We start from the raw sequence: 17,061 nt of genomic DNA, 5'->3' as shown, positions 1-17,061 counted from the left end.
AGTGCATGATGACGACTAAACGCAAAGCCTACGTGCGGCCTGTGCCGTCCACCTGGTGGAAAAACCTGCCGTTTTATCGCTTCTATATGCTGCGTGAAGGCACGGCGGTACCGGCGGTCTGGTTCAGCCTTGAGTTAATGTATGGCGTTTTTGCCCTTAAACACGGGCCGGAAACCTGGGCGAACTTTGTCGGTTTCCTGCAAAACCCAATCATCGTGGTTCTGAACCTGATCGCGCTCGCGGCGGCGCTACTTCATACCAAAACCTGGTTTGAACTGGCGCCAAAAGCGGCAAACATCATCATTAAAGACGAAAAAATGGGGCCGGAGCCAGTCATTAAAGGGCTATGGGCAGTGACGATCCTGGTCACGGTTGTCATTCTGTTTGTCGCACTGTTCTGGTAAGGAGACTACTGTGATCAATCCAAATCCAAAACGTTCAGACGAGCCGGTCTTCTGGGGCCTGTTTGGCGCAGGCGGCATGTGGAGTGCCATCATCGCCCCGGTAATCATCCTGCTGGTCGGCATTATGCTGCCGCTGGGGCTGTTCCCGGGCGATGCGCTGAGCTACGAGCGCGTGCTGGCGTTTGCGAGCAGCTTTATTGGCCGCGTGTTCATCTTCCTGATGATCGTCCTGCCGCTGTGGTGCGGCCTGCACCGCATTCACCATGCGATGCATGACCTGAAAATCCATGTGCCGAGCGGTAAATGGGTGTTCTACGGGCTGGCAACCATCCTGACCGTGGTGACGCTGATTGCCGTGGTCACTATCTGACGCTTCTGGCCCGCCATCCGGCGGGCCTTTTATTTCTGCATCTTTCCCACCAGCCACTGGGCAAATTCACGCATTGCGGACGTTTCAGCCCGCGACTGCAGTCTCGTTAACCAGTAACTGCCCAGATCAATTTGCGTTGTAAACGGCTGCACGATGCGCTCGCTGTTCAGCAAATGGGTAAACATATCGACAGGCGCAATGGCAATGCCCATACCTGCCTGTGCGGCTTCCAGCATGGTGACAGACGAATCAAACACCATCACCCGGTGCGTTGGCGACGGAGGATGCTCGCCTGCCGCCTGCATCCACGCCGACCATTCGTCGCGTCGGTAAGAGCGCAGCAGGGTAAACTTCAGGATGTCGGCCGGAGACTGGAGCACGGCGGCGATTTCGGGCGAGCAAAGCGGCGCCAGCGGCGCAGGGCACAGGAACTGCGCCTCGGTGCCGTGCCACGCTCCACCACCGTAGCGGATCGTATAATCAAGCCCTTCAGCAGCCGGATCGACGCGGTTGTTATGGGTGGAAAGGTGAAGATCGATATGCGGATAACAGCGGCGAAAGTCCGCGAGATGAGAGAACAGGATACCCGTGGCGAAAGTCCCTACTACGCCAATTTTTAGCTTCTCCTGGGCGCGCTGGCTGGCAAAGCGATCCAGCATTCCGGCGATACGATCGAATGAATCATTCAGCACCGGCAGCAGATTTTCCCCCTCCGTGGTCAGCATCAGGCCGCGCGAGACGCGGACAAACAGCTGGCAATTCAGATGCTGCTCCAGCGCCTTAACGTGCTGGCTGATGGCGGAATGGGTAACGTTCAGCTCTATCGCTGCATGCGTAAAACTGAGGTGCCGGGCGGCCGCTTCGAAGGCGCGAAGCGAATTAAGCGGAAGATAGCTGCGGGTCATTGTTCCATCCGTTAGAAAAATTAACAGCTCATGCTAAATTTAACCGTTTGTCAGCCATAGTCAAATCCAACAGACTACAGCGGTCTGCCGGGCCCGGACACTCCCTTGACCTGCTATTATGGAAGATAATTGATGATGAAAAAATTCCTTTGCTGCGCCCTGCTGCTCAGCACATCCTGCTCTGTACTCGCCGCGCCGATGTCGGAAAAACAGCTGGCTGACGTGGTAGAACGCAACGTTACGCCCCTGATGAAAGCGCAGGGTATTCCAGGCATGGCGGTGGCCGTGATTTATCAGGGCCAGCCACACTACTTTACCTTTGGAAAGGCCGATATCGCGGCGAACAAATCCGTCACCCCGCAAACCCTGTTCGAGCTGGGCTCTATAAGTAAAACCTTCACCGGCGTGCTGGGGGGCGATGCTATTGCCCGCGGCGAAATTTCGCTGGGCGATCCGGTAACCAAATATTGGCCTGATCTGACCGGCAAGCAGTGGCAAGGGATTCGCATGCTGGATCTGGCAACCTACACCGCCGGTGGCCTGCCTTTACAGGTGCCCGATGAGGTCACAGATAACGCATCCCTGCTGCGCTTCTATCAAAACTGGCAGCCTCAGTGGAAGCCGGGCACAACGCGTCTTTACGCCAACTCCAGCATCGGTCTTTTTGGCGCGCTGGCGGTCAAACCTTCCGGCATGAGCTATGAGCAGGCCATGACGACGCGGGTCTTTAAGCCGCTCAAGCTGGATCATACCTGGATTAACGTTCCGAAAGCGGAGGAGACGCATTACGCCTGGGGATATCGTGACGGTAAAGCGGTCCACGTTTCACCGGGCATGCTGGACGCAGAGGCATATGGCGTGAAAACCAACGTGCAGGATATGGCGAGCTGGGTGATGGCCAATATGGCCCCTGACGCACTGCAGGATACGTCCCTGAAGCAAGGCATTACGCTGGCGCAGTCTCGCTACTGGCGCGTGGGTGCCATGTATCAGGGGTTAGGTTGGGAGATGCTTAACTGGCCGGTCGATGCCAAAACCGTCGTCGGAGGCAGTGATAACAAGGTGGCGCTGGCACCGTTGCCTGCGAGAGAAGTGAGTCCACCCGTTCCCCCGGTTAAGGCCTCATGGGTGCACAAAACGGGCTCAACCGGCGGGTTTGGCAGCTACGTGGCCTTTATTCCTGAAAAGCAGCTCGGCATTGTGATGCTGGCGAATAAAAGCTATCCGAACCCGGCGCGAGTTGAGGCGGCATACCGTATCCTCGACGCGCTGCAGTAAAACATTGCCGGGTAGCGCTGCGCTTACCCGGCGAAACACACCGCACAAAAACCACATTTTCCTTGCCGTCATCTACACTTAACAAAAAACAGTAAGGAAACTCCTATGCGCATTTTGCCTGTTATCGCCGCGGTGACAGCCGCGTTTTTAGTGGTGGCCTGCAGTTCCCCTACCCCACCTCCTGGCGTTACCGTCGTCACGCCTTTTGATGCACAACGCTTCCTTGGAACATGGTATGAAATCGCGCGCCTCGACCATCGGTTTGAGCAGGGCTTAGAGAAGGTTACTGCTAATTACAGCCCAATGGATGATGGCGGTATTCAGGTGATCAACCGGGGCTATAATCCCGATCGGGAGATGTGGCAGCAGTCGGTCGGGAAAGCCTATTTCACTGGCGACCCGCGACGGGCCGCGCTCAAAGTCTCTTTCTTCGGCCCGTTTTATGGCGGCTATAACGTAATAGCACTCGACAGAGAGTACCGTCACGCGCTGGTCTGCGGGCCGGATCGCGACTATCTGTGGATACTTTCCCGCACGCCAACTATTTCGTCAGAAATGAAACAGCAGATGCTGGACGTCGCGACCCGACAGGGGTTTGATGTGTCGAAACTTATCTGGGTAAAACAGCCCCGTTAATGGGTACTGAGCTTCAGCCCAATGATACCGGCAACAATCAGAGCGAGGCTGGCAATGCGCGCCAGGCTCGCTGACTCACCCAGCAGCAGAATGCCGGTAATCGCCGCGCCTACGGCACCGATCCCCGTCCAGACGGCATAGGCCGTTCCCACGGGCAGAGAACGCATTGCCCACGATAGCAGAACAATGCTCACGATCATCGCCGTAACGGTAATAACGCTGGGCGTCAGGCGGGTAAATCCGTGGGTGTACTTGAGACCAATCGCCCATACCACTTCGAGCAGACCAGCAATAAAGAGAATAATCCAGGACATCTCGGGCTCCTTAACTTAAAAACAGTTGGGGCCGTCCCCGATGAAGGAAGCGCTTACGGGTCGTCCCGCAAGGCAGATAACACCCCATATTTTGGTTAGCGTGTGATTTTTTTTCAATCATTTTCTGATGAACGCGTTAAGCCCAGAAATAGCCGCAGTATGGCACGGAGTTCAGGCATTTATAGCTCATCGGACTTCTCTATGATGATGTGCTTTCTGATGGCAGGAAGCCAAACCACTAGCCGACTGCGAATAAAATATGTTCAAGATTCTTTTGATTGACCGTTGTCACTTCACCCGCACCGGGTTTGAAGCATGGCTCAATCATTCCGGTTTGTTCCCGGGGCACTACGTTGTGACCGGGCTGAACAATCTATTCCTCGCCAGGGAGCACATTCTGCAATGGAAACCTGAGCTGGTCATCGCTGACCTGCATGGTTTCAGGCAGGATATTCACCATTTCCAGCAACTCTCTTCTTTGCTGAATGCTAGCGAAAGATTACCTTTTATTATGCTGCAATCGGGAGAGGACAAGAACCTGGCGACCTGGCTCGGGAACTTCCCGGTCTGGTCTTCGCTAATGAAAAATGCCCCTCTTGAGGAAATCGCGACGGTTATCAATGACGCGTTAATTTCGCGCGCAAGCACGTACCGCCCGACGGTGGCCGCCCCCTTGCTGACACGACAGGAGGAGAAAGTGTTGACGTTATGGATGGACGGCGCGAGCAACCAAAAGATAGCCGCTCACCTGAGCATTAACGGAAAAACGGTTTATACCTATAAACGCAATATCCGCATGAAGCTGCATATGGATACACGCTTTTCACCGTTTTTATCCCTGCAGGAAGCAGAGAATTGACGGTACGGTGAAACTCACGTGCCGTACCGTCCATGCTTCATTAGTTCTGAGCTTTAGTTGCTGCACCAGAAATCGCGTTACCACCGTCGGAGATATCTTCACCTACGCCGCGGGTGGTATTACATGCAGTCAACACGGAGGAAAGCACGAGGACAGAAAAGATCGCTGCAATTGTTTTCTTAACCATAATATCTTCCTTTTATAGCCAAAGTTGTTTTGTGTATAGCAACTTAAGAATAGACAAGATCCCGCCGATTGACGGAAAAGGAAGCAATTTTAGGAAAATTAGACGGACTTAGCTGGCTGCGTGAGAAATGATATGACCGAGGTCCTGGATATCTTCCCCCATGCCACGGGCGGTGTTACAGCCGGAAAGCAGTACGCTGGAGAGCGCTAACAGAAGCAGAATTTTAACGGTACGTTTCATCATCCCTGCCTGCAAAAATCAGGCGCAGCGGACGCTGCGCCTCGAATCATGACGTAAATTACTTCACGCGGGATACGTATTCGCCGGAGCGAGTATCCACTTTGATCACTTCACCGATCTGTACGAACAGCGGTACTTTCACCACAGCGCCGGTGGAGAGCGTTGCTGGCTTGCCGCCAGTACCCGCGGTGTCACCTTTCAGACCTGGATCGGTTTCAACGATTTCCAGCTCAACAAAGTTTGGTGGGGTAACGGCGATAGGCTGGCCGTTCCACAGGGTCACGATGCACTCAGCCTGATCCAGCAGCCACTTCGCGTTATCGCCAATGGCTTTCGCGTCAGCAGACAGCTGCTCGAAGGTTTCGTTGTTCATGAAGTGCCAGAACTCACCGTCGTTGTACAGGTAAGTCAGGTTCATATCGACAACATCAGCGCCTTCAGCGGAGTCAGTAGATTTGAAGGTTTTCTCAACACGGGTGCCGGTCAGCAGGCGGCGCAGCTTAACGCGTGCGAATGCCTGGCCTTTACCTGGTTTAACGAATTCGCTGGCTTCAACCGCGTACGGTTCGCCGTCCATCATGATTTTAAGACCAGCACGAAAATCGTTGCTATAGTACGTTGCCATAAGGCCCTCTAAATTTGTTAACTGGTAGCTAAGCCACAAAATGGCGCATATTGTAACCCTAAACACCCCATCCAGAGAAGATTGGTTATCGCAACTTGCCGATGTAATCACCAGTCCTGATGAATTGCTGCGTCTTTTAGACCTCGATCAGCATCCGGAGTTGCTTGCTGGCCGTGAGGCAAAGCGACTTTTCGCCCTGCGTGTTCCCCGCGCGTTTGTTGCGCGCATGGAAAAAGGCAACCCTGACGATCCTTTATTAAAACAAACCCTTACGTCGCAGGATGAGTTTATTACAGCGCCGGGCTACAGCACCGATCCGCTGGAAGAGCAAAACAGCGTGGTGCCGGGTTTACTGCACAAATATCTCAATCGCGCCCTGCTGCTGGTAAAAGGCGGCTGTGCGGTAAATTGTCGTTACTGCTTCCGTCGGCACTTCCCGTATGCCGAAAACCAGGGAAATAAGCGCAACTGGCAGGTTGCGCTGGACTATATCGCCGCCCATCCAGAGCTGGATGAGATTATTTTTTCCGGCGGTGACCCGCTGATGGCAAAAGATCATGAACTGGACTGGCTTTTGACGCAGCTTGAAGCCATCCCGCACATTAAGCGTCTGCGCATTCACAGCCGTTTACCGATCGTCATCCCGGCGCGTATTACCGACGCCCTGGTCACGCGCCTGGAGCAGTCACGTCTACAGGTGCTGCTGGTAAACCATATCAACCACGCGAACGAGATCGACGATGAATTTCGCGCGGCGATGGCGCGTCTGCGTAAGGCGGGCGTGACGCTGCTCAACCAGAGCGTGTTGTTGCGCGGCGTGAACGACAGCGCCCGGGTGCTGGCCGATCTCAGCAATGCCTTGTTTGACGCAGGCGTGATGCCCTATTACCTGCACGTACTGGATCGCGTGCAGGGCGCGGCGCATTTCATGGTGACGGATGAGGAAGCCCGACAAATTATGCGCGAGCTGTTAACGCTGGTTTCAGGTTATATGGTGCCGAAGCTGGCACGCGAGATTGGCGGAGAGCCGAGTAAGACGCCGCTGGATTTGCAACTGCGGCAGCGCTAAAAGGCAGGTGGCGCTACGCTTACCTGCCCTACGAGGTGGGGCGCAGCGCCATCAGCAAGTAAACTCAGTTCGGGCACTTATAGACCTGGCCGCTCATCTGGCTGGCCGTTGGCACGAAGCTGGAGAGCATTCCTTGCGTCGGGCTGCTCACGCCGTAAATCACGTTCCCCCCCATTGCAGCAGCCTGGTTACGCAAGGCATTCGCCGCGCCGCGCATAGAGCCGCCTTCTTCACCGTGCTGACCCGACATCCAGTTACTTTGTTCACCGGTGGCCGTGCCTAACAGCTGGCATTCGCTGCCTGGCTTATCTTCCACAAAGCGAACGCCCTGGCCCGCTGCCGACAGTTCATTGCTGGAGCTACAACCCGCCAGCAGCAACGCTGCTCCTACGATCCCTGCACAGACTTTTACGCGCATGTTATTCCTCGTTTTCAATAAGCTGGACAGTAATTGTCCGTGTGTAAATCTTATACCTAAAAGATGACTAAAAGAAAAATCCCCGCGCATTTCTGCGAGCCGGATTCCGTACATCACTCCTCCGACATCTTAAATGAATTCTGATAATGCCCTTTGGGATATCGTGTTTTAGCCCTCGATCGTTTTTAGTGTTGCGACGTACAACTTTTGTACGCGATTAAAACAGGGGGTTTCATGAGTGCATCATCCTCAGGAGAGGAAAAGGTAACATGGGTGGGCTATCTGGCGTTTGTGCTCACCATCGTATTTTTCTCAGGCTTTTTCGCCAAAAGTACCGAATGGTGGCGCGTGCTGGATTTTACCGTCCTAAACGGCAGCTTCGGTCCGGTGAACGGCGCGCTCACGTTTCGCGGTGAGGGCGGCACGGGGGCGAAAGACGGTTTCTTGTTTGCCCTTGAACTGGCGCCTTCGGTCATTTTATCGCTCGGGATCATTGCCGTCACCGAGGGGCTGGGCGGGCTGCGTGCCGCGCAACAGCTGATGACGCCCATTTTGCGCCCGCTGCTTGGCGTACCGGGCGTCTGCTCTCTGGCCCTCATCGCCAACCTGCAAAATACCGATGCCGCAGCAGGGATGACCAAAGAGTTGACCGACGAAGGGGCTATTACCGATCGCGAGCGCGCCATTTTCGCCACCTTCCAGACCAGCGGTAGCGCCATCATTACCAACTATTTTTCTTCCGGCGCCGCACTCTTCACGTTTATTACCGTCCCGGTAATCACGCCGCTGGCCGTCATACTGATGTTTAAATTTGTTGGCGCGAACCTCCTGCGTCTGTGGATCGCTCACATGGAAGATCGTCGTATTCAGGAGGAAAAAAATGATCGCCCAGCCGCGTAAAAATATCATGGACATGTTTATCGATGGCGCCCGCCGAGGCTTTACCATCGCCACTACCAGCCTGCTGCCGAACGTGGTTATGGCGTTTGTCATCATTCAGGCGCTCAAGGTGACCGGCCTGCTGGATATTGTTGGCAATATTTGCGAGCCAATTATGGCCCTGTGGGGGCTTCCGGGCGCGGCGGCAACGGTCCTGCTGGCCTCGGTGATGAGTATGGGCGGTGGCGTGGGGGTTTGCGCCAGCCTGGTGGCTGCCGGCACGCTCAACGGCCACGATGCCACCGTTCTGCTGCCCGCCATCTATCTGATGGGCAATCCGGTGCAAAACACCGGCCGCTGCCTGGGCACCGCAGGCGTTAACCCGAAGTATTATCCACACATAATTACCGTCTGCGTCATTAACGCCCTACTCTCAATGTGGGTAATGCAGCTACTCTTCTGAGGAGATAAAAATGGATTTTTCAGTGCTGGAACCCCATCTTTTCCGCAATGTGCACCTTTACGCGCCGGAGGATCGGGGACGTTGCGATCTGCTGATCGCCGGGGGAAAAATCGTCGCGATTGAAAAAATGGATCGCGCAGCAATGCGGCTTAACTGTCCTGAAACCGATCTCGCCGGGGCGGTGGTTTGTCCAGGCTTTATCGATCAGCACGTACACCTGATCGGCGGCGGCGGTGAAGCCGGTCCGCACACCCGGACGCCGGAGGTACGGTTGTCCGCGCTGGTGGCGGCGGGCATCACCTCCGTTGTTGGCCTGCTGGGTACCGACGGCGTGACCCGCCATCCCGAATCTCTGCTGGCAAAAACGCGGGCGCTTGAGCATGAAGGGATCAGCGCGTGGATGCTGACAGGCGCATACGGGCTGCCTTCTCCGACAATTACCGGCAGCATCGAAAAGGATGTGGCGCTGATTGATAAAATCATCGGCGTGAAATGCGCGATTTCCGACCATCGCTCTTCCGCACCAGCGGATGACCAGCTCGCGAATATGGCCGCCCAGTCGCGCGTCGGCGGGCTGCTGGGCGCTAAAGCGGGCATATCCGTGTTTCACCTCGGCAACAGCCCGAAGCTGCTGGAGCCCCTGCTTAACATCCTGAATAATGCCGACGTGCCCCGCACGAAGCTGCTGCCAACCCACGTTAACCGCGACCAGGCGCTGTTCCTCGCCGCGCTGGATTATGCCCGTGATGGGGGCTATATCGACATCACCACCAGCATCAGTGAGCCCATTGATGCCGCCACCGCCATCGCGACGGCCCGTGAAGCGCAGGTACCGTTTAACCGGCTTACGCTCAGTTCGGACGGTAACGGCAGCCAACCGAATTTTGACGCGAACGGTAATCTGGTGGGCATTGGCGTAGCCGGGTTCGAATCTCTGCCTCAGACGCTGCAGCAACTGGTCAGCCGGTATCACCTGCCGCTGGAGGAGGCGCTTCTGCCGTTTACGCGTAACGTAGCGGAGTTTCTCGGGCTGGAGCATAAGGGGCGGCTCGCGCCCGGATGCGATGCCGATTTCCTGGTGCTGACGGATGACCTGAAGATCCGCGAGGTCTGGGCGAAAGGCCGCCAGATGGTGTGCGAAGGCGTAGCATGCGTGAAGGGAACATTTGAGTAGCGGCAATAAAAAACCCCGGACATTTCTGCCCGGGGTTCGTTCTGAGAGGTTCAGAACAACATGATTACATCATGCCGCCCATTCCACCCATGCCGCCCATACCAGCAGCACCTAAGTCAGGCGCGTCGCCTTTTGGCAGGTCGGTTACCATGCACTCGGTCGTGATCATCAGGCCAGCTACAGATGCCGCGTACTGCAGAGCAGAACGGGTCACTTTAGTTGGGTCCAGGATACCGAAGTCGATCATGTTGCCGTATTCTTCAGTTGCCGCGTTGTAACCGTAGTTACCTTCACCCGCTTTCACGTTGTTCGCAACCACAGACGGCTCTTCACCGGCGTTGGACACGATCTGACGCAGAGGAGCTTCCATTGCGCGCAGCGCAACTTTGATACCCACGTTCTGGTCTTCGTTCTGAGCGGTCAGGCCAGCCAGCTTAGCGGCTACACGCACCAGCGCGACACCACCACCAGCAACTACGCCTTCTTCTACCGCAGCACGGGTCGCGTGCAGGGCATCGTCAACGCGTGCTTTCTTCTCTTTCATTTCAACTTCGGTCGCCGCACCAACTTTGATTACCGCAACGCCGCCAGCCAGTTTCGCTACGCGCTCCTGCAGTTTTTCACGGTCGTAATCGGAAGTGGCTTCTTCGATCTGCTTACGGATCTGACCAACACGGCCCTGAATAGCGGCTTCTTCACCCACACCGTCGATGATGGTGGTGGTGTCTTTGTTGATCACAACGCGTTTCGCCTGGCCCAGGTCTTCCAGGGTCGCTTTTTCCAGCTCCATACCGATCTCTTCGGAGATCACGGTACCACCGGTCAGGGTAGCGATATCCTGCAGCATTGCTTTACGGCGATCGCCGAAGCCAGGTGCTTTAACCGCAGCCACTTTCACGATGCCACGCATGGTGTTAACCACCAGGGTCGCCAGCGCTTCGCCTTCAACATCTTCAGCGATGATAACCAGCGGCTTGCCTGCTTTCGCAACGGCTTCCAGCACTGGCAGCATTTCGCGGATGTTGGAGATTTTCTTGTCAGCCAGCAGGATGAACGGGCTTTCCAGCTCAACAGCGCCAGTTTCTGGCTTGTTGATGAAGTATGGGGACAGGTAACCGCGGTCGAACTGCATACCTTCAACCACGTCCAGTTCGTCTTCCAGACCGGTACCGTCTTCAACGGTGATCACGCCTTCTTTACCGACTTTATCCATCGCTTCAGCGATCAGTTTACCTACGGTTTCGTCGGAGTTAGCGGAGATAGTACCAACCTGAGCAATGGCTTTAGAGTCAGAGCACGGTACGGACAGCGCTTTCAGTTCTTCAACAGCGGATGCGACAGCTTTGTCGATACCACGTTTCAGATCCATTGGGTTCATGCCCGCAGCAACGGCTTTCAGGCCTTCAGTGATGATAGCCTGCGCCAGTACGGTCGCGGTGGTGGTACCGTCGCCTGCAGCGTCGTTCGCTTTAGAGGCAACTTCTTTCACCATCTGCGCGCCCATGTTTTCGAACTTGTCTTCCAGCTCGATTTCACGTGCAACGGAAACACCATCTTTGGTGATGGTTGGCGCGCCGAAGGATTTATCCAGCACTACGTTACGGCCTTTCGGGCCCAGGGTCACTTTAACTGCATCTGCCAGTACGTTTACGCCGCGGAGCATTTTTACACGAGCGTCGTTACCGAATTTTACGTCTTTAGCTGCCATGTTCTTATTTCCTCAAATTCTCGTGCGTAAATTACGCTTCAACAATTGCCAGAATGTCGCTCTCGGACATGATCAACACTTCTTCATTGTCGATCTTCTCGGATTTCACGCCGTAGCCATCGTTGAAAATTACGATGTCACCAACTTTAACGTCCAGCGGCTGCACAGTTCCGTTTTCCAGGATGCGGCCCTTACCGACAGCGATGATTTCGCCACGCGTTGATTTGGCTGCTGCAGAACCGGTCAGAACGATGCCGCCAGCAGACTTGGTTTCAACTTCTTTACGTTTGACGATCACACGATCATGTAACGGACGAATACTCATTGATAGCTCTCCTTTGAGAAAGTCATTATCAGTTATGGATGACGCCGGCCCGCATGCGGTTTTCCGACTAGTGCCCTGAGAGATGGGGATAGCTTTTTACCCCTTCAAGGGGGAATCGAAAAAAAATTTGCGAAAGTGTTACCATCCACTCTCTTTTGATGGTGGCAGGGCAAGGTAAATGAGTGGACTCAGGCAGGAGCTGGGGCTGGCGCAGGGCGTTGGCCTGCTTTCAACCTCCTTGTTAGGTACCGGCGTGTTTGCCGTACCGGCACTGGCGGCGCTGGTCGCCGGAAATAACAGTCTTTGGGCATGGCCGGTGCTGATCCTGCTGGTGTTCCCGGTGGCGATTGTGTTTGCCATACTCGGGCGGCACTTCCCCAGCGCGGGCGGCGTGGCGCATTTTGTCGGCATGGCGTTTGGTCCGCGCATGGAGCGCGTAACCGGCTGGCTGTTTTTGTCGGTAATACCCGTTGGCCTTCCGGCAGCCCTGCATATCGCCACCGGCTTTGGACAGGCGCTGTTTGGCTGGCACGATGAGCAACTGCTGCTGGCTGAACTGGGTACGCTGGCGATCGTCTGGTGGGTGGGCTCGCGCGGAGCCAGTTCAAGCGCGAATCTGCAAACGCTGGTTGCAGCGTTGATCGTCGTGCTGATCGTCGCCATCTGGTTTGCGGGTAACATTACCGTAGCAGATATCCCCTTCCCTGCGATAAACGATATCGACCATTCACAGCTTTTCGCTTCGTTATCCGTCATGTTCTGGTGTTTTGTTGGCCTTGAAGCGTTCGCTCACCTGGCATCCGAGTTTAAACAGCCCGAGCGTGATTTTCCCCGCGCTCTGATGATTGGTTTACTGCTGGCGGGCACCGTATACTGGGCCTGTACCGTGCTGGTGCTGCACTTCAACGCGTTCGGCGAAGATAAAGCCGCCGCCGCATCGCTACCGGGTATCGTGGTTAAACTTTTCGGCGTGAAGGCGCTATGGGTGGCCTGTGTGATTGGCTATCTCGCCTGCTTTGCCAGCCTCAACATTTATATCCAGAGCTTCGCCCGTCTGGTGTGGTCACAGGCGGGCTACAAACCTGAGAGCCGCCTCGCGCGGTTGTCTAAACGTCAACTCCCGATGAATGCGCTGAATGCCGTGCTGGGCTGCTGCGTCCTGAGCTCGCTGGGTATTTATCTTCTCGACATCAACCTCGATGCTCTAATTATCTACGCCAACGGTATTTTCATCATGATCTACCTGCTGTGCATGCTGGCGGGCTGTCGTCTGCTGAAAGGTCGCTATAAAGCCCTGGCGGTCGTCGGGGGCGTGCTGTGCCTGCTGCTACTGGCGATGGTGGGATGGAAGAGTATGTACGCCATCGTCATGCTGGCGGGGCTGTGGGCGTTTTTACCGAAGCGGAAAAATCCGTAGGCCCGGTAAGCGAAGCCACCGGGCAAAAAAATTATCGATCGTCTTTATGGTCTAAACGGTCGCGCTGTTCATCCTTGCGCTGATACTCCCCTTCGAAGGTATCGCCTGGCCCTGTGCTGAACCCGCCGCCCGGCATGCGGCTGAAGCGCAGGTGCGGCAGCAGCTTCATGGTCAGGTGCTTCTGCACCGGCGGCAACAGCAACAGCAGGCCGAGGAAGTCGGTGAAGAACCCCGGCAGGATCAGTAGCAGGCCAGCAATAATCAGCGACACGCTTTTGATCATCTCTTCTGCCGGGCTTTCGCCTGCGGCCATCTTCTGCTGCATTATCAGGAAATTTTTGAAACCCTGATTACGCACCAGCGACATGCCGATGACGGAGGTGAAGATCACCAGAATCAGCGTCAGCAGGACGCCCAGCACGTGAGCTACCTGAATGAAAATAGAAATCTCAATGTAAACATAGAGAAAGAAAGCAATAAACGGTATCCAGCGCACTGGCATCTCCTGTGTGGCAGGTGCCATCTGGCCCCTGTCTGAATGTGTTCGCGTCACGCGTCTGTAAGAGATGGAGACGGTTAGCCAAAATTCAATCGGTTTGCACGGATATTTTTTTCGGAAATATTAAAGCGGTGACACATTTCACAGATTAATAATTATCATGGAATCGGGTCGATAATAAGTGATCCAGCTTACGGCAATTCGCTATCATCAGCATATGATCTCGAACATCTGGCCGATTGAGGGAATAATCGTCGGTCAGAAAATATTCAAAACCACATATATGTTGTGTGTTTAGTACAATCCATCGGCAGCTTGAAAAGAAGGTTCACATGTTAAACAACATTCGTATCGAAGAAGACTTGTTGGGTACCAGGGAAGTTCCAGCGGATGCCTACTATGGTGTTCACACTCTGAGAGCGATTGAAAACTTCTACATCAGCAACAGCAAAATCAGCGATATCCCTGAGTTTGTCCGTGGCATGGTGATGGTGAAGAAAGCCGCAGCGCTGGCGAACAAAGAGCTGCAAACCATTCCTAAAAGCGCGGCAAATGCGATTATCGCTGCCTGCGATGAAGTGCTGAACAACGGCAAATGCATGGACCAGTTCCCGGTTGACGTCTATCAGGGCGGCGCGGGTACCTCCGTCAACATGAATACCAACGAAGTACTGGCAAACATCGGCCTTGAGCTGATGGGCCACCAGAAAGGTGAATACCAGTACCTCAACCCGAACGACCACGTTAACAAATGCCAGTCCACCAACGACGCCTACCCAACCGGCTTCCGTATCGCGGTGTATGCCTCCGTGGTCAAACTGGTCGACGCGATCAACCAACTGGGCGATGGCTTCCAGCGTAAGGCCGTTGAGTTCCAGGACATTCTGAAAATGGGCCGTACACAGCTGCAGGACGCGGTGCCAATGACCCTCGGTCAGGAATTCCACGCGTTTAACGTGCTGCTTAACGAAGAGACCAAAAACCTGCTGCGCACCTCCGAGCTGCTGCTGGAAGTGAACCTGGGCGCCACCGCCATCGGTACGCGTCTGAACACCCCGGATGGCTATCAGCAGCTGGCGGTTCAGAAGCTGGCGGAAGTGTCTAACCTGCCTGTGGTGCCTGCGGAAGACCTGATTGAAGCCACATCCGACTGCGGCGCGTACGTAATGGTACACAGCGCCCTGAAACGTCTGGCGGTGAAACTGTCCAAAATCTGTAATGACCTGCGCCTGCTCTCCTCCGGCCCGCGCGCTGGCCTGAACGAAATCAACCTGCCAGAGTTGCAGGCGGGTTCTTCCATTATGCCAGCCAAAGTTAACCCGGTAGTGCCAGAAGTGGTGAACCAGGTTTGCTTCAAGGTGATTGGTAACGACACCACCGTGACCATGGCCTCCGAAGCCGGTCAGCTGCAGTTGAACGTGATGGAGCCGGTGATTGGCCAGGCGATGTTTGAATCCATTCACATCCTGACTAATGCCTGCTACAACCTGCTGGAAAAATGCATTAACGGCATCACCGCGAATAAAGAAGTCTGTGAAGGCTATGTTTATAACTCCATCGGGATCGTTACTTACCTCAACCCGTTCATCGGCCACCACAACGGTGACATCGTTGGTAAGATTTGCGCCGAAACCGGTAAGAGCGTGCGTGAAGTCGTGCTGGAGCGTGGACTGTTGACCGAAGCCGAGCTGGACGATATCTTCTCGGCCCAGAACCTGATGCATCCGGCATATAAAGCGAAACGATATACCGATGAAAGCGAACAGTAACAGTTCAGGCTAGGCTTCCGAAAGGCACGTCACTTGTGACGTGCCTTTTTTCTTTTTAGGCGTTACCTAAATACAACAATTCAATATCAACTTGTTAATAAGCAAGGCAGGTCTTTATGTTTGGAGCAGAACTCGTCATCGTCCTGTTGGCGATTTATTTGGGCGCGCGGCTCGGGGGTATCGGCATTGGTTTTGCCGGCGGTCTCGGGGTGCTCGTACTTACCCTTATCTTTCAGATTAAACCCGGCGCAATTCCTTTTGACGTTATCGAAATCATCATGGCGGTTATTGCCGCTATTGCGGCCATGCAGGTGGCGGGCGGTATGGACTACCTGGTGAGCCTGGCGGAGCGCATGCTGCGCCGCCATCCGAAATACATCACCTTCCTTGCCCCGCTGGTGACCTGGTTTATGACCATTCTCGCGGGAACCGGCCACACGGCGTTCTCCACGCTGCCGGTGATCACCGAGGTGGCAAAAGAACAGGGGATTCGCCCGTCTCGTCCACTTTCTATTGCCGTGGTGGCGTCGCAGATTGCGATCACCGCGTCGCCAATCTCAGCCGCCGTAGTCTTCTTCGCGGGTATCCTTGAGCCGATGGGCGTGAGCTACCTGACGCTGCTGGCGATCTGTATTCCAGTCACGCTAATTGCGGTGATGATTACCGCCGTGCTGTGTAACTTCCTCGGTGCCGAGCTGAAAGACGATCCGGTTTACCAGGAGCGTCTGGCAAAAGGTGAAGTGAGCCTGCGCGGTAGCCAGGTCTTCGAGCTGAAGCCGCACGCGAAACGCTCCGTGCTGCTGTTCCTGATCGGTATCGTCGCCGTGATGTTCTACGCGACCGCCATCAGCGACACCGTGGGGCTGATCCAGAACCCGGTGCTGCCGCGTAACGAAGCGATTGTGGTATTCATGCTGACCATCGCCACGCTGATTAGCATCACCTGTAAAATCGACACCAGCGAAGTGCTGAACGCCAGCACCTTCAAATCCGGTATGAGCGCCTGCGTGTGCGTACTGGGCGTGGCGTGGCTCGGTGACACCTTCGTGAAAGCGCACATCAGCGACATCCAGACCGTTGCCGGCGACCTGCTGCACAACTACCCGTGGCTGCTGGCGGTGGTACTGTTCTTTGCCGCGACGCTGCTTTACTCTCAGGCTGCCACCACCAAAGCGCTGATGCCTGCGGCACTGATGCTGGGCGTGACGCCGCTGACGGCGATTGCGTCTTTTGCGGCGGTTTCTGCGCTGTTCGTTCTGCCAACCTACCCAACCCTGCTGGCCGCGGTTGAGATGGACGATACCGGCTCAACCCGCATCGGTAAGTACGTGTTTAACCACGCGTTCCTGATCCCGGGCGTGGTGGCGATTACGCTTTGCGTCGTCCTCGGCTTTATCATTGGCGGCATTGTGCTGTAAACGGTTAGCCGTTGTAAAAATAGTTAAAATCGGGCCGCTCTGCGGCCCGTTTCATTAATGACCAATCGCATGGCGTGATATAGTGAAGACTTTCGTGATGAGGA

At 55.1% G+C, this 17,061-nt stretch carries 21 protein-coding genes; 12 read left to right on the top strand and 9 right to left on the bottom strand.

Annotated elements, in window-relative coordinates; translation table 11 throughout:
- Positions 1-8: 8 nt before the first annotated feature.
- Together frdC and frdD are read left to right on the top strand one after the other, a co-directional pair.
- Complete coding sequence (frdC, locus tag ACMGGH_RS07440) at positions 9-404, top strand: fumarate reductase subunit FrdC (protein ID WP_028015239.1); 396 nt, start codon at positions 9-11, stop codon at positions 402-404.
- A 10-nt stretch (positions 405-414) separates the two neighbouring features.
- The gene (gene frdD, locus ACMGGH_RS07435; protein ID WP_000609653.1) at positions 415-774 is read left to right on the top strand and encodes a fumarate reductase subunit FrdD; all 360 of its coding nucleotides are present in this window, start codon (positions 415-417) and stop codon (positions 772-774) included.
- A 29-nt stretch (positions 775-803) separates the two neighbouring features.
- On the opposite strand, the gene ampR is transcribed toward frdD, so the two are convergent.
- Positions 804-1,679 (bottom strand): LysR family transcriptional regulator AmpR, encoded by an 876-nt coding sequence (ampR, locus tag ACMGGH_RS07430; protein WP_045261281.1) that lies wholly within the window; start codon positions 1,677-1,679, stop codon positions 804-806.
- Positions 1,680-1,811: 132 nt separating this feature from the next.
- Between ampR and blaACT the strand changes: the two genes are divergently transcribed.
- Both blaACT and ACMGGH_RS07420 read left to right on the top strand, forming a co-directional pair.
- Entirely contained in the window at positions 1,812-2,957 is a 1,146-nt protein-coding gene (gene blaACT / locus ACMGGH_RS07425; RefSeq protein WP_150144618.1) for an ACT family cephalosporin-hydrolyzing class C beta-lactamase, read from the top strand.
- Between the two features lie 105 nt (positions 2,958-3,062).
- Positions 3,063-3,593, top strand: coding sequence for a lipocalin family protein (locus tag ACMGGH_RS07420; RefSeq protein WP_028015236.1), 531 nt, complete (start codon positions 3,063-3,065; stop codon positions 3,591-3,593).
- On the opposite strand, the gene sugE is transcribed toward ACMGGH_RS07420, so the two are convergent.
- The gene (gene sugE / locus ACMGGH_RS07415) at positions 3,590-3,907 is read right to left on the bottom strand and encodes a quaternary ammonium compound efflux SMR transporter SugE (protein WP_006178944.1); all 318 of its coding nucleotides are present in this window, start codon (positions 3,905-3,907) and stop codon (positions 3,590-3,592) included. The genes ACMGGH_RS07420 and sugE overlap by 4 nt on opposite strands.
- Positions 3,908-4,166: 259 nt before the next feature.
- On the opposite strand from sugE, the gene ACMGGH_RS07410 reads away from it, so the two are divergent.
- Positions 4,167-4,766 carry a response regulator transcription factor gene (locus ACMGGH_RS07410; RefSeq protein WP_232948704.1) on the top strand — a complete coding sequence of 200 codons (600 nt, stop codon included), beginning with the start codon at positions 4,167-4,169 and terminating at the stop codon, positions 4,764-4,766.
- 40 nt (positions 4,767-4,806) lie between these two features.
- On the opposite strand, the gene ecnB is transcribed toward ACMGGH_RS07410, so the two are convergent.
- The 3 genes from ecnB to efp form a co-directional block, all read right to left on the bottom strand.
- Positions 4,807-4,953, bottom strand: a complete 147-nt coding sequence (ecnB, locus tag ACMGGH_RS07405) for a lipoprotein toxin entericidin B (protein WP_003855942.1) — start codon at positions 4,951-4,953, stop codon at positions 4,807-4,809.
- Positions 4,954-5,061: 108 nt separating this feature from the next.
- Positions 5,062-5,193: an entericidin A/B family lipoprotein gene (locus ACMGGH_RS07400; RefSeq protein ID WP_028015234.1), complete on the bottom strand. Its 132-nt coding sequence runs from the start codon at positions 5,191-5,193 to the stop codon at positions 5,062-5,064.
- A gap of 58 nt (positions 5,194-5,251) precedes the next feature.
- Complete coding sequence (gene efp / locus ACMGGH_RS07395) at positions 5,252-5,818, bottom strand: elongation factor P (RefSeq protein ID WP_003855940.1); 567 nt, start codon at positions 5,816-5,818, stop codon at positions 5,252-5,254.
- Between the two features lie 40 nt (positions 5,819-5,858).
- Here efp and epmB point away from each other — a divergent pair, with 40 nt between their 5' ends.
- Complete coding sequence (gene epmB / locus ACMGGH_RS07390; protein ID WP_028015233.1) at positions 5,859-6,887, top strand: EF-P beta-lysylation protein EpmB; 1,029 nt, start codon at positions 5,859-5,861, stop codon at positions 6,885-6,887.
- A 64-nt stretch (positions 6,888-6,951) separates the two neighbouring features.
- Here epmB and ACMGGH_RS07385 read toward each other — a convergent pair whose 3' ends face one another.
- The gene (locus tag ACMGGH_RS07385) at positions 6,952-7,305 is read right to left on the bottom strand and encodes a DUF4156 domain-containing protein (RefSeq protein ID WP_014882205.1); all 354 of its coding nucleotides are present in this window, start codon (positions 7,303-7,305) and stop codon (positions 6,952-6,954) included.
- 234 nt (positions 7,306-7,539) lie between these two features.
- On the opposite strand from ACMGGH_RS07385, the gene ACMGGH_RS07380 reads away from it, so the two are divergent.
- From ACMGGH_RS07380 to iadA, 3 genes are read left to right on the top strand one after another with little or no spacing between them, the layout of a single operon-like run.
- Positions 7,540-8,205: a nucleoside recognition domain-containing protein gene (locus tag ACMGGH_RS07380; RefSeq protein WP_045261285.1), complete on the top strand. Its 666-nt coding sequence runs from the start codon at positions 7,540-7,542 to the stop codon at positions 8,203-8,205.
- Entirely contained in the window at positions 8,186-8,647 is a 462-nt protein-coding gene (locus ACMGGH_RS07375; RefSeq protein ID WP_028015231.1) for a YjiG family protein, read from the top strand. The genes ACMGGH_RS07380 and ACMGGH_RS07375 overlap by 20 nt, the downstream gene beginning before the upstream one ends.
- 10 nt (positions 8,648-8,657) lie before the next feature.
- On the top strand, positions 8,658-9,821 hold the full coding sequence (iadA, locus tag ACMGGH_RS07370; RefSeq protein WP_193542287.1) for a beta-aspartyl-peptidase: 1,164 nt from the start codon (positions 8,658-8,660) through the stop codon (positions 9,819-9,821).
- Between the two features lie 64 nt (positions 9,822-9,885).
- Here iadA and groL read toward each other — a convergent pair whose 3' ends face one another.
- Both groL and ACMGGH_RS07360 read right to left on the bottom strand, forming a co-directional pair.
- Complete coding sequence (gene groL / locus ACMGGH_RS07365; RefSeq protein WP_023310114.1) at positions 9,886-11,529, bottom strand: chaperonin GroEL; 1,644 nt, start codon at positions 11,527-11,529, stop codon at positions 9,886-9,888.
- A gap of 31 nt (positions 11,530-11,560) precedes the next feature.
- Positions 11,561-11,854 carry a co-chaperone GroES gene (locus ACMGGH_RS07360; RefSeq protein ID WP_003855929.1) on the bottom strand — a complete coding sequence of 98 codons (294 nt, stop codon included), beginning with the start codon at positions 11,852-11,854 and terminating at the stop codon, positions 11,561-11,563.
- Positions 11,855-12,032: 178 nt separating this feature from the next.
- Here ACMGGH_RS07360 and yjeH point away from each other — a divergent pair, with 178 nt between their 5' ends.
- Positions 12,033-13,271 carry an L-methionine/branched-chain amino acid transporter gene (yjeH, locus tag ACMGGH_RS07355; protein ID WP_232948706.1) on the top strand — a complete coding sequence of 413 codons (1,239 nt, stop codon included), beginning with the start codon at positions 12,033-12,035 and terminating at the stop codon, positions 13,269-13,271.
- Positions 13,272-13,302: 31 nt separating this feature from the next.
- Here yjeH and ACMGGH_RS07350 read toward each other — a convergent pair whose 3' ends face one another.
- On the bottom strand, positions 13,303-13,767 hold the full coding sequence (locus ACMGGH_RS07350) for an FxsA family protein (protein WP_028015228.1): 465 nt from the start codon (positions 13,765-13,767) through the stop codon (positions 13,303-13,305).
- Positions 13,768-14,102: 335 nt separating this feature from the next.
- Between ACMGGH_RS07350 and aspA the strand changes: the two genes are divergently transcribed.
- Together aspA and ACMGGH_RS07340 are read left to right on the top strand one after the other, a co-directional pair.
- The gene (gene aspA / locus ACMGGH_RS07345) at positions 14,103-15,539 is read left to right on the top strand and encodes an aspartate ammonia-lyase (RefSeq protein WP_003855923.1); all 1,437 of its coding nucleotides are present in this window, start codon (positions 14,103-14,105) and stop codon (positions 15,537-15,539) included.
- Positions 15,540-15,655: 116 nt separating this feature from the next.
- Positions 15,656-16,957 (top strand): anaerobic C4-dicarboxylate transporter, encoded by a 1,302-nt coding sequence (locus ACMGGH_RS07340; RefSeq protein ID WP_008502949.1) that lies wholly within the window; start codon positions 15,656-15,658, stop codon positions 16,955-16,957.
- The last annotated feature ends 104 nt before the right edge of the window (positions 16,958-17,061 follow it).

It is taken from the genome of Enterobacter sp. BNK-16, from assembly GCF_048684955.1.
Taxonomy (GTDB): Bacteria; Pseudomonadota; Gammaproteobacteria; order Enterobacterales; family Enterobacteriaceae; genus Enterobacter; species Enterobacter bugandensis.
The sequence above is the reverse complement of the archived record's forward strand: the minus strand, read 5'-3'. Positions and strand labels throughout refer to the sequence as shown.

Bases quoted from the DNA above. Each gene is read 5' to 3' on its own strand.
- ACMGGH_RS07420 (WP_028015236.1), top strand. From the start codon at position 3,063: ATGCGCATTTTGCCTGTTATCGCCGCGGTGACAGCCGCGTTTTTAGTG.
- yjeH (WP_232948706.1), top strand. From the start codon at position 12,033: ATGAGTGGACTCAGGCAGGAGCTGGGGCTGGCGCAGGGCGTTGGCCTG.
- sugE (WP_006178944.1), bottom strand. From the start codon at position 3,907: ATGTCCTGGATTATTCTCTTTATTGCTGGTCTGCTCGAAGTGGTATGG.
- epmB (WP_028015233.1), top strand. From the start codon at position 5,859: ATGGCGCATATTGTAACCCTAAACACCCCATCCAGAGAAGATTGGTTA.
- efp (WP_003855940.1), bottom strand. From the start codon at position 5,818: ATGGCAACGTACTATAGCAACGATTTTCGTGCTGGTCTTAAAATCATG.
- aspA (WP_003855923.1), top strand. From the start codon at position 14,103: ATGTTAAACAACATTCGTATCGAAGAAGACTTGTTGGGTACCAGGGAA.
- groL (WP_023310114.1), bottom strand. From the start codon at position 11,529: ATGGCAGCTAAAGACGTAAAATTCGGTAACGACGCTCGTGTAAAAATG.
- ACMGGH_RS07360 (WP_003855929.1), bottom strand. From the start codon at position 11,854: ATGAGTATTCGTCCGTTACATGATCGTGTGATCGTCAAACGTAAAGAA.
- ACMGGH_RS07380 (WP_045261285.1), top strand. From the start codon at position 7,540: ATGAGTGCATCATCCTCAGGAGAGGAAAAGGTAACATGGGTGGGCTAT.
- ACMGGH_RS07410 (WP_232948704.1), top strand. From the start codon at position 4,167: ATGTTCAAGATTCTTTTGATTGACCGTTGTCACTTCACCCGCACCGGG.
- ACMGGH_RS07375 (WP_028015231.1), top strand. From the start codon at position 8,186: ATGATCGCCCAGCCGCGTAAAAATATCATGGACATGTTTATCGATGGC.
- ACMGGH_RS07385 (WP_014882205.1), bottom strand. From the start codon at position 7,305: ATGCGCGTAAAAGTCTGTGCAGGGATCGTAGGAGCAGCGTTGCTGCTG.
- ACMGGH_RS07340 (WP_008502949.1), top strand. From the start codon at position 15,656: ATGTTTGGAGCAGAACTCGTCATCGTCCTGTTGGCGATTTATTTGGGC.
- iadA (WP_193542287.1), top strand. From the start codon at position 8,658: ATGGATTTTTCAGTGCTGGAACCCCATCTTTTCCGCAATGTGCACCTT.
- blaACT (WP_150144618.1), top strand. From the start codon at position 1,812: ATGATGAAAAAATTCCTTTGCTGCGCCCTGCTGCTCAGCACATCCTGC.
- frdC (WP_028015239.1), top strand. From the start codon at position 9: ATGACGACTAAACGCAAAGCCTACGTGCGGCCTGTGCCGTCCACCTGG.
- ecnB (WP_003855942.1), bottom strand. From the start codon at position 4,953: ATGGTTAAGAAAACAATTGCAGCGATCTTTTCTGTCCTCGTGCTTTCC.
- ACMGGH_RS07400 (WP_028015234.1), bottom strand. From the start codon at position 5,193: ATGAAACGTACCGTTAAAATTCTGCTTCTGTTAGCGCTCTCCAGCGTA.
- ampR (WP_045261281.1), bottom strand. From the start codon at position 1,679: ATGACCCGCAGCTATCTTCCGCTTAATTCGCTTCGCGCCTTCGAAGCG.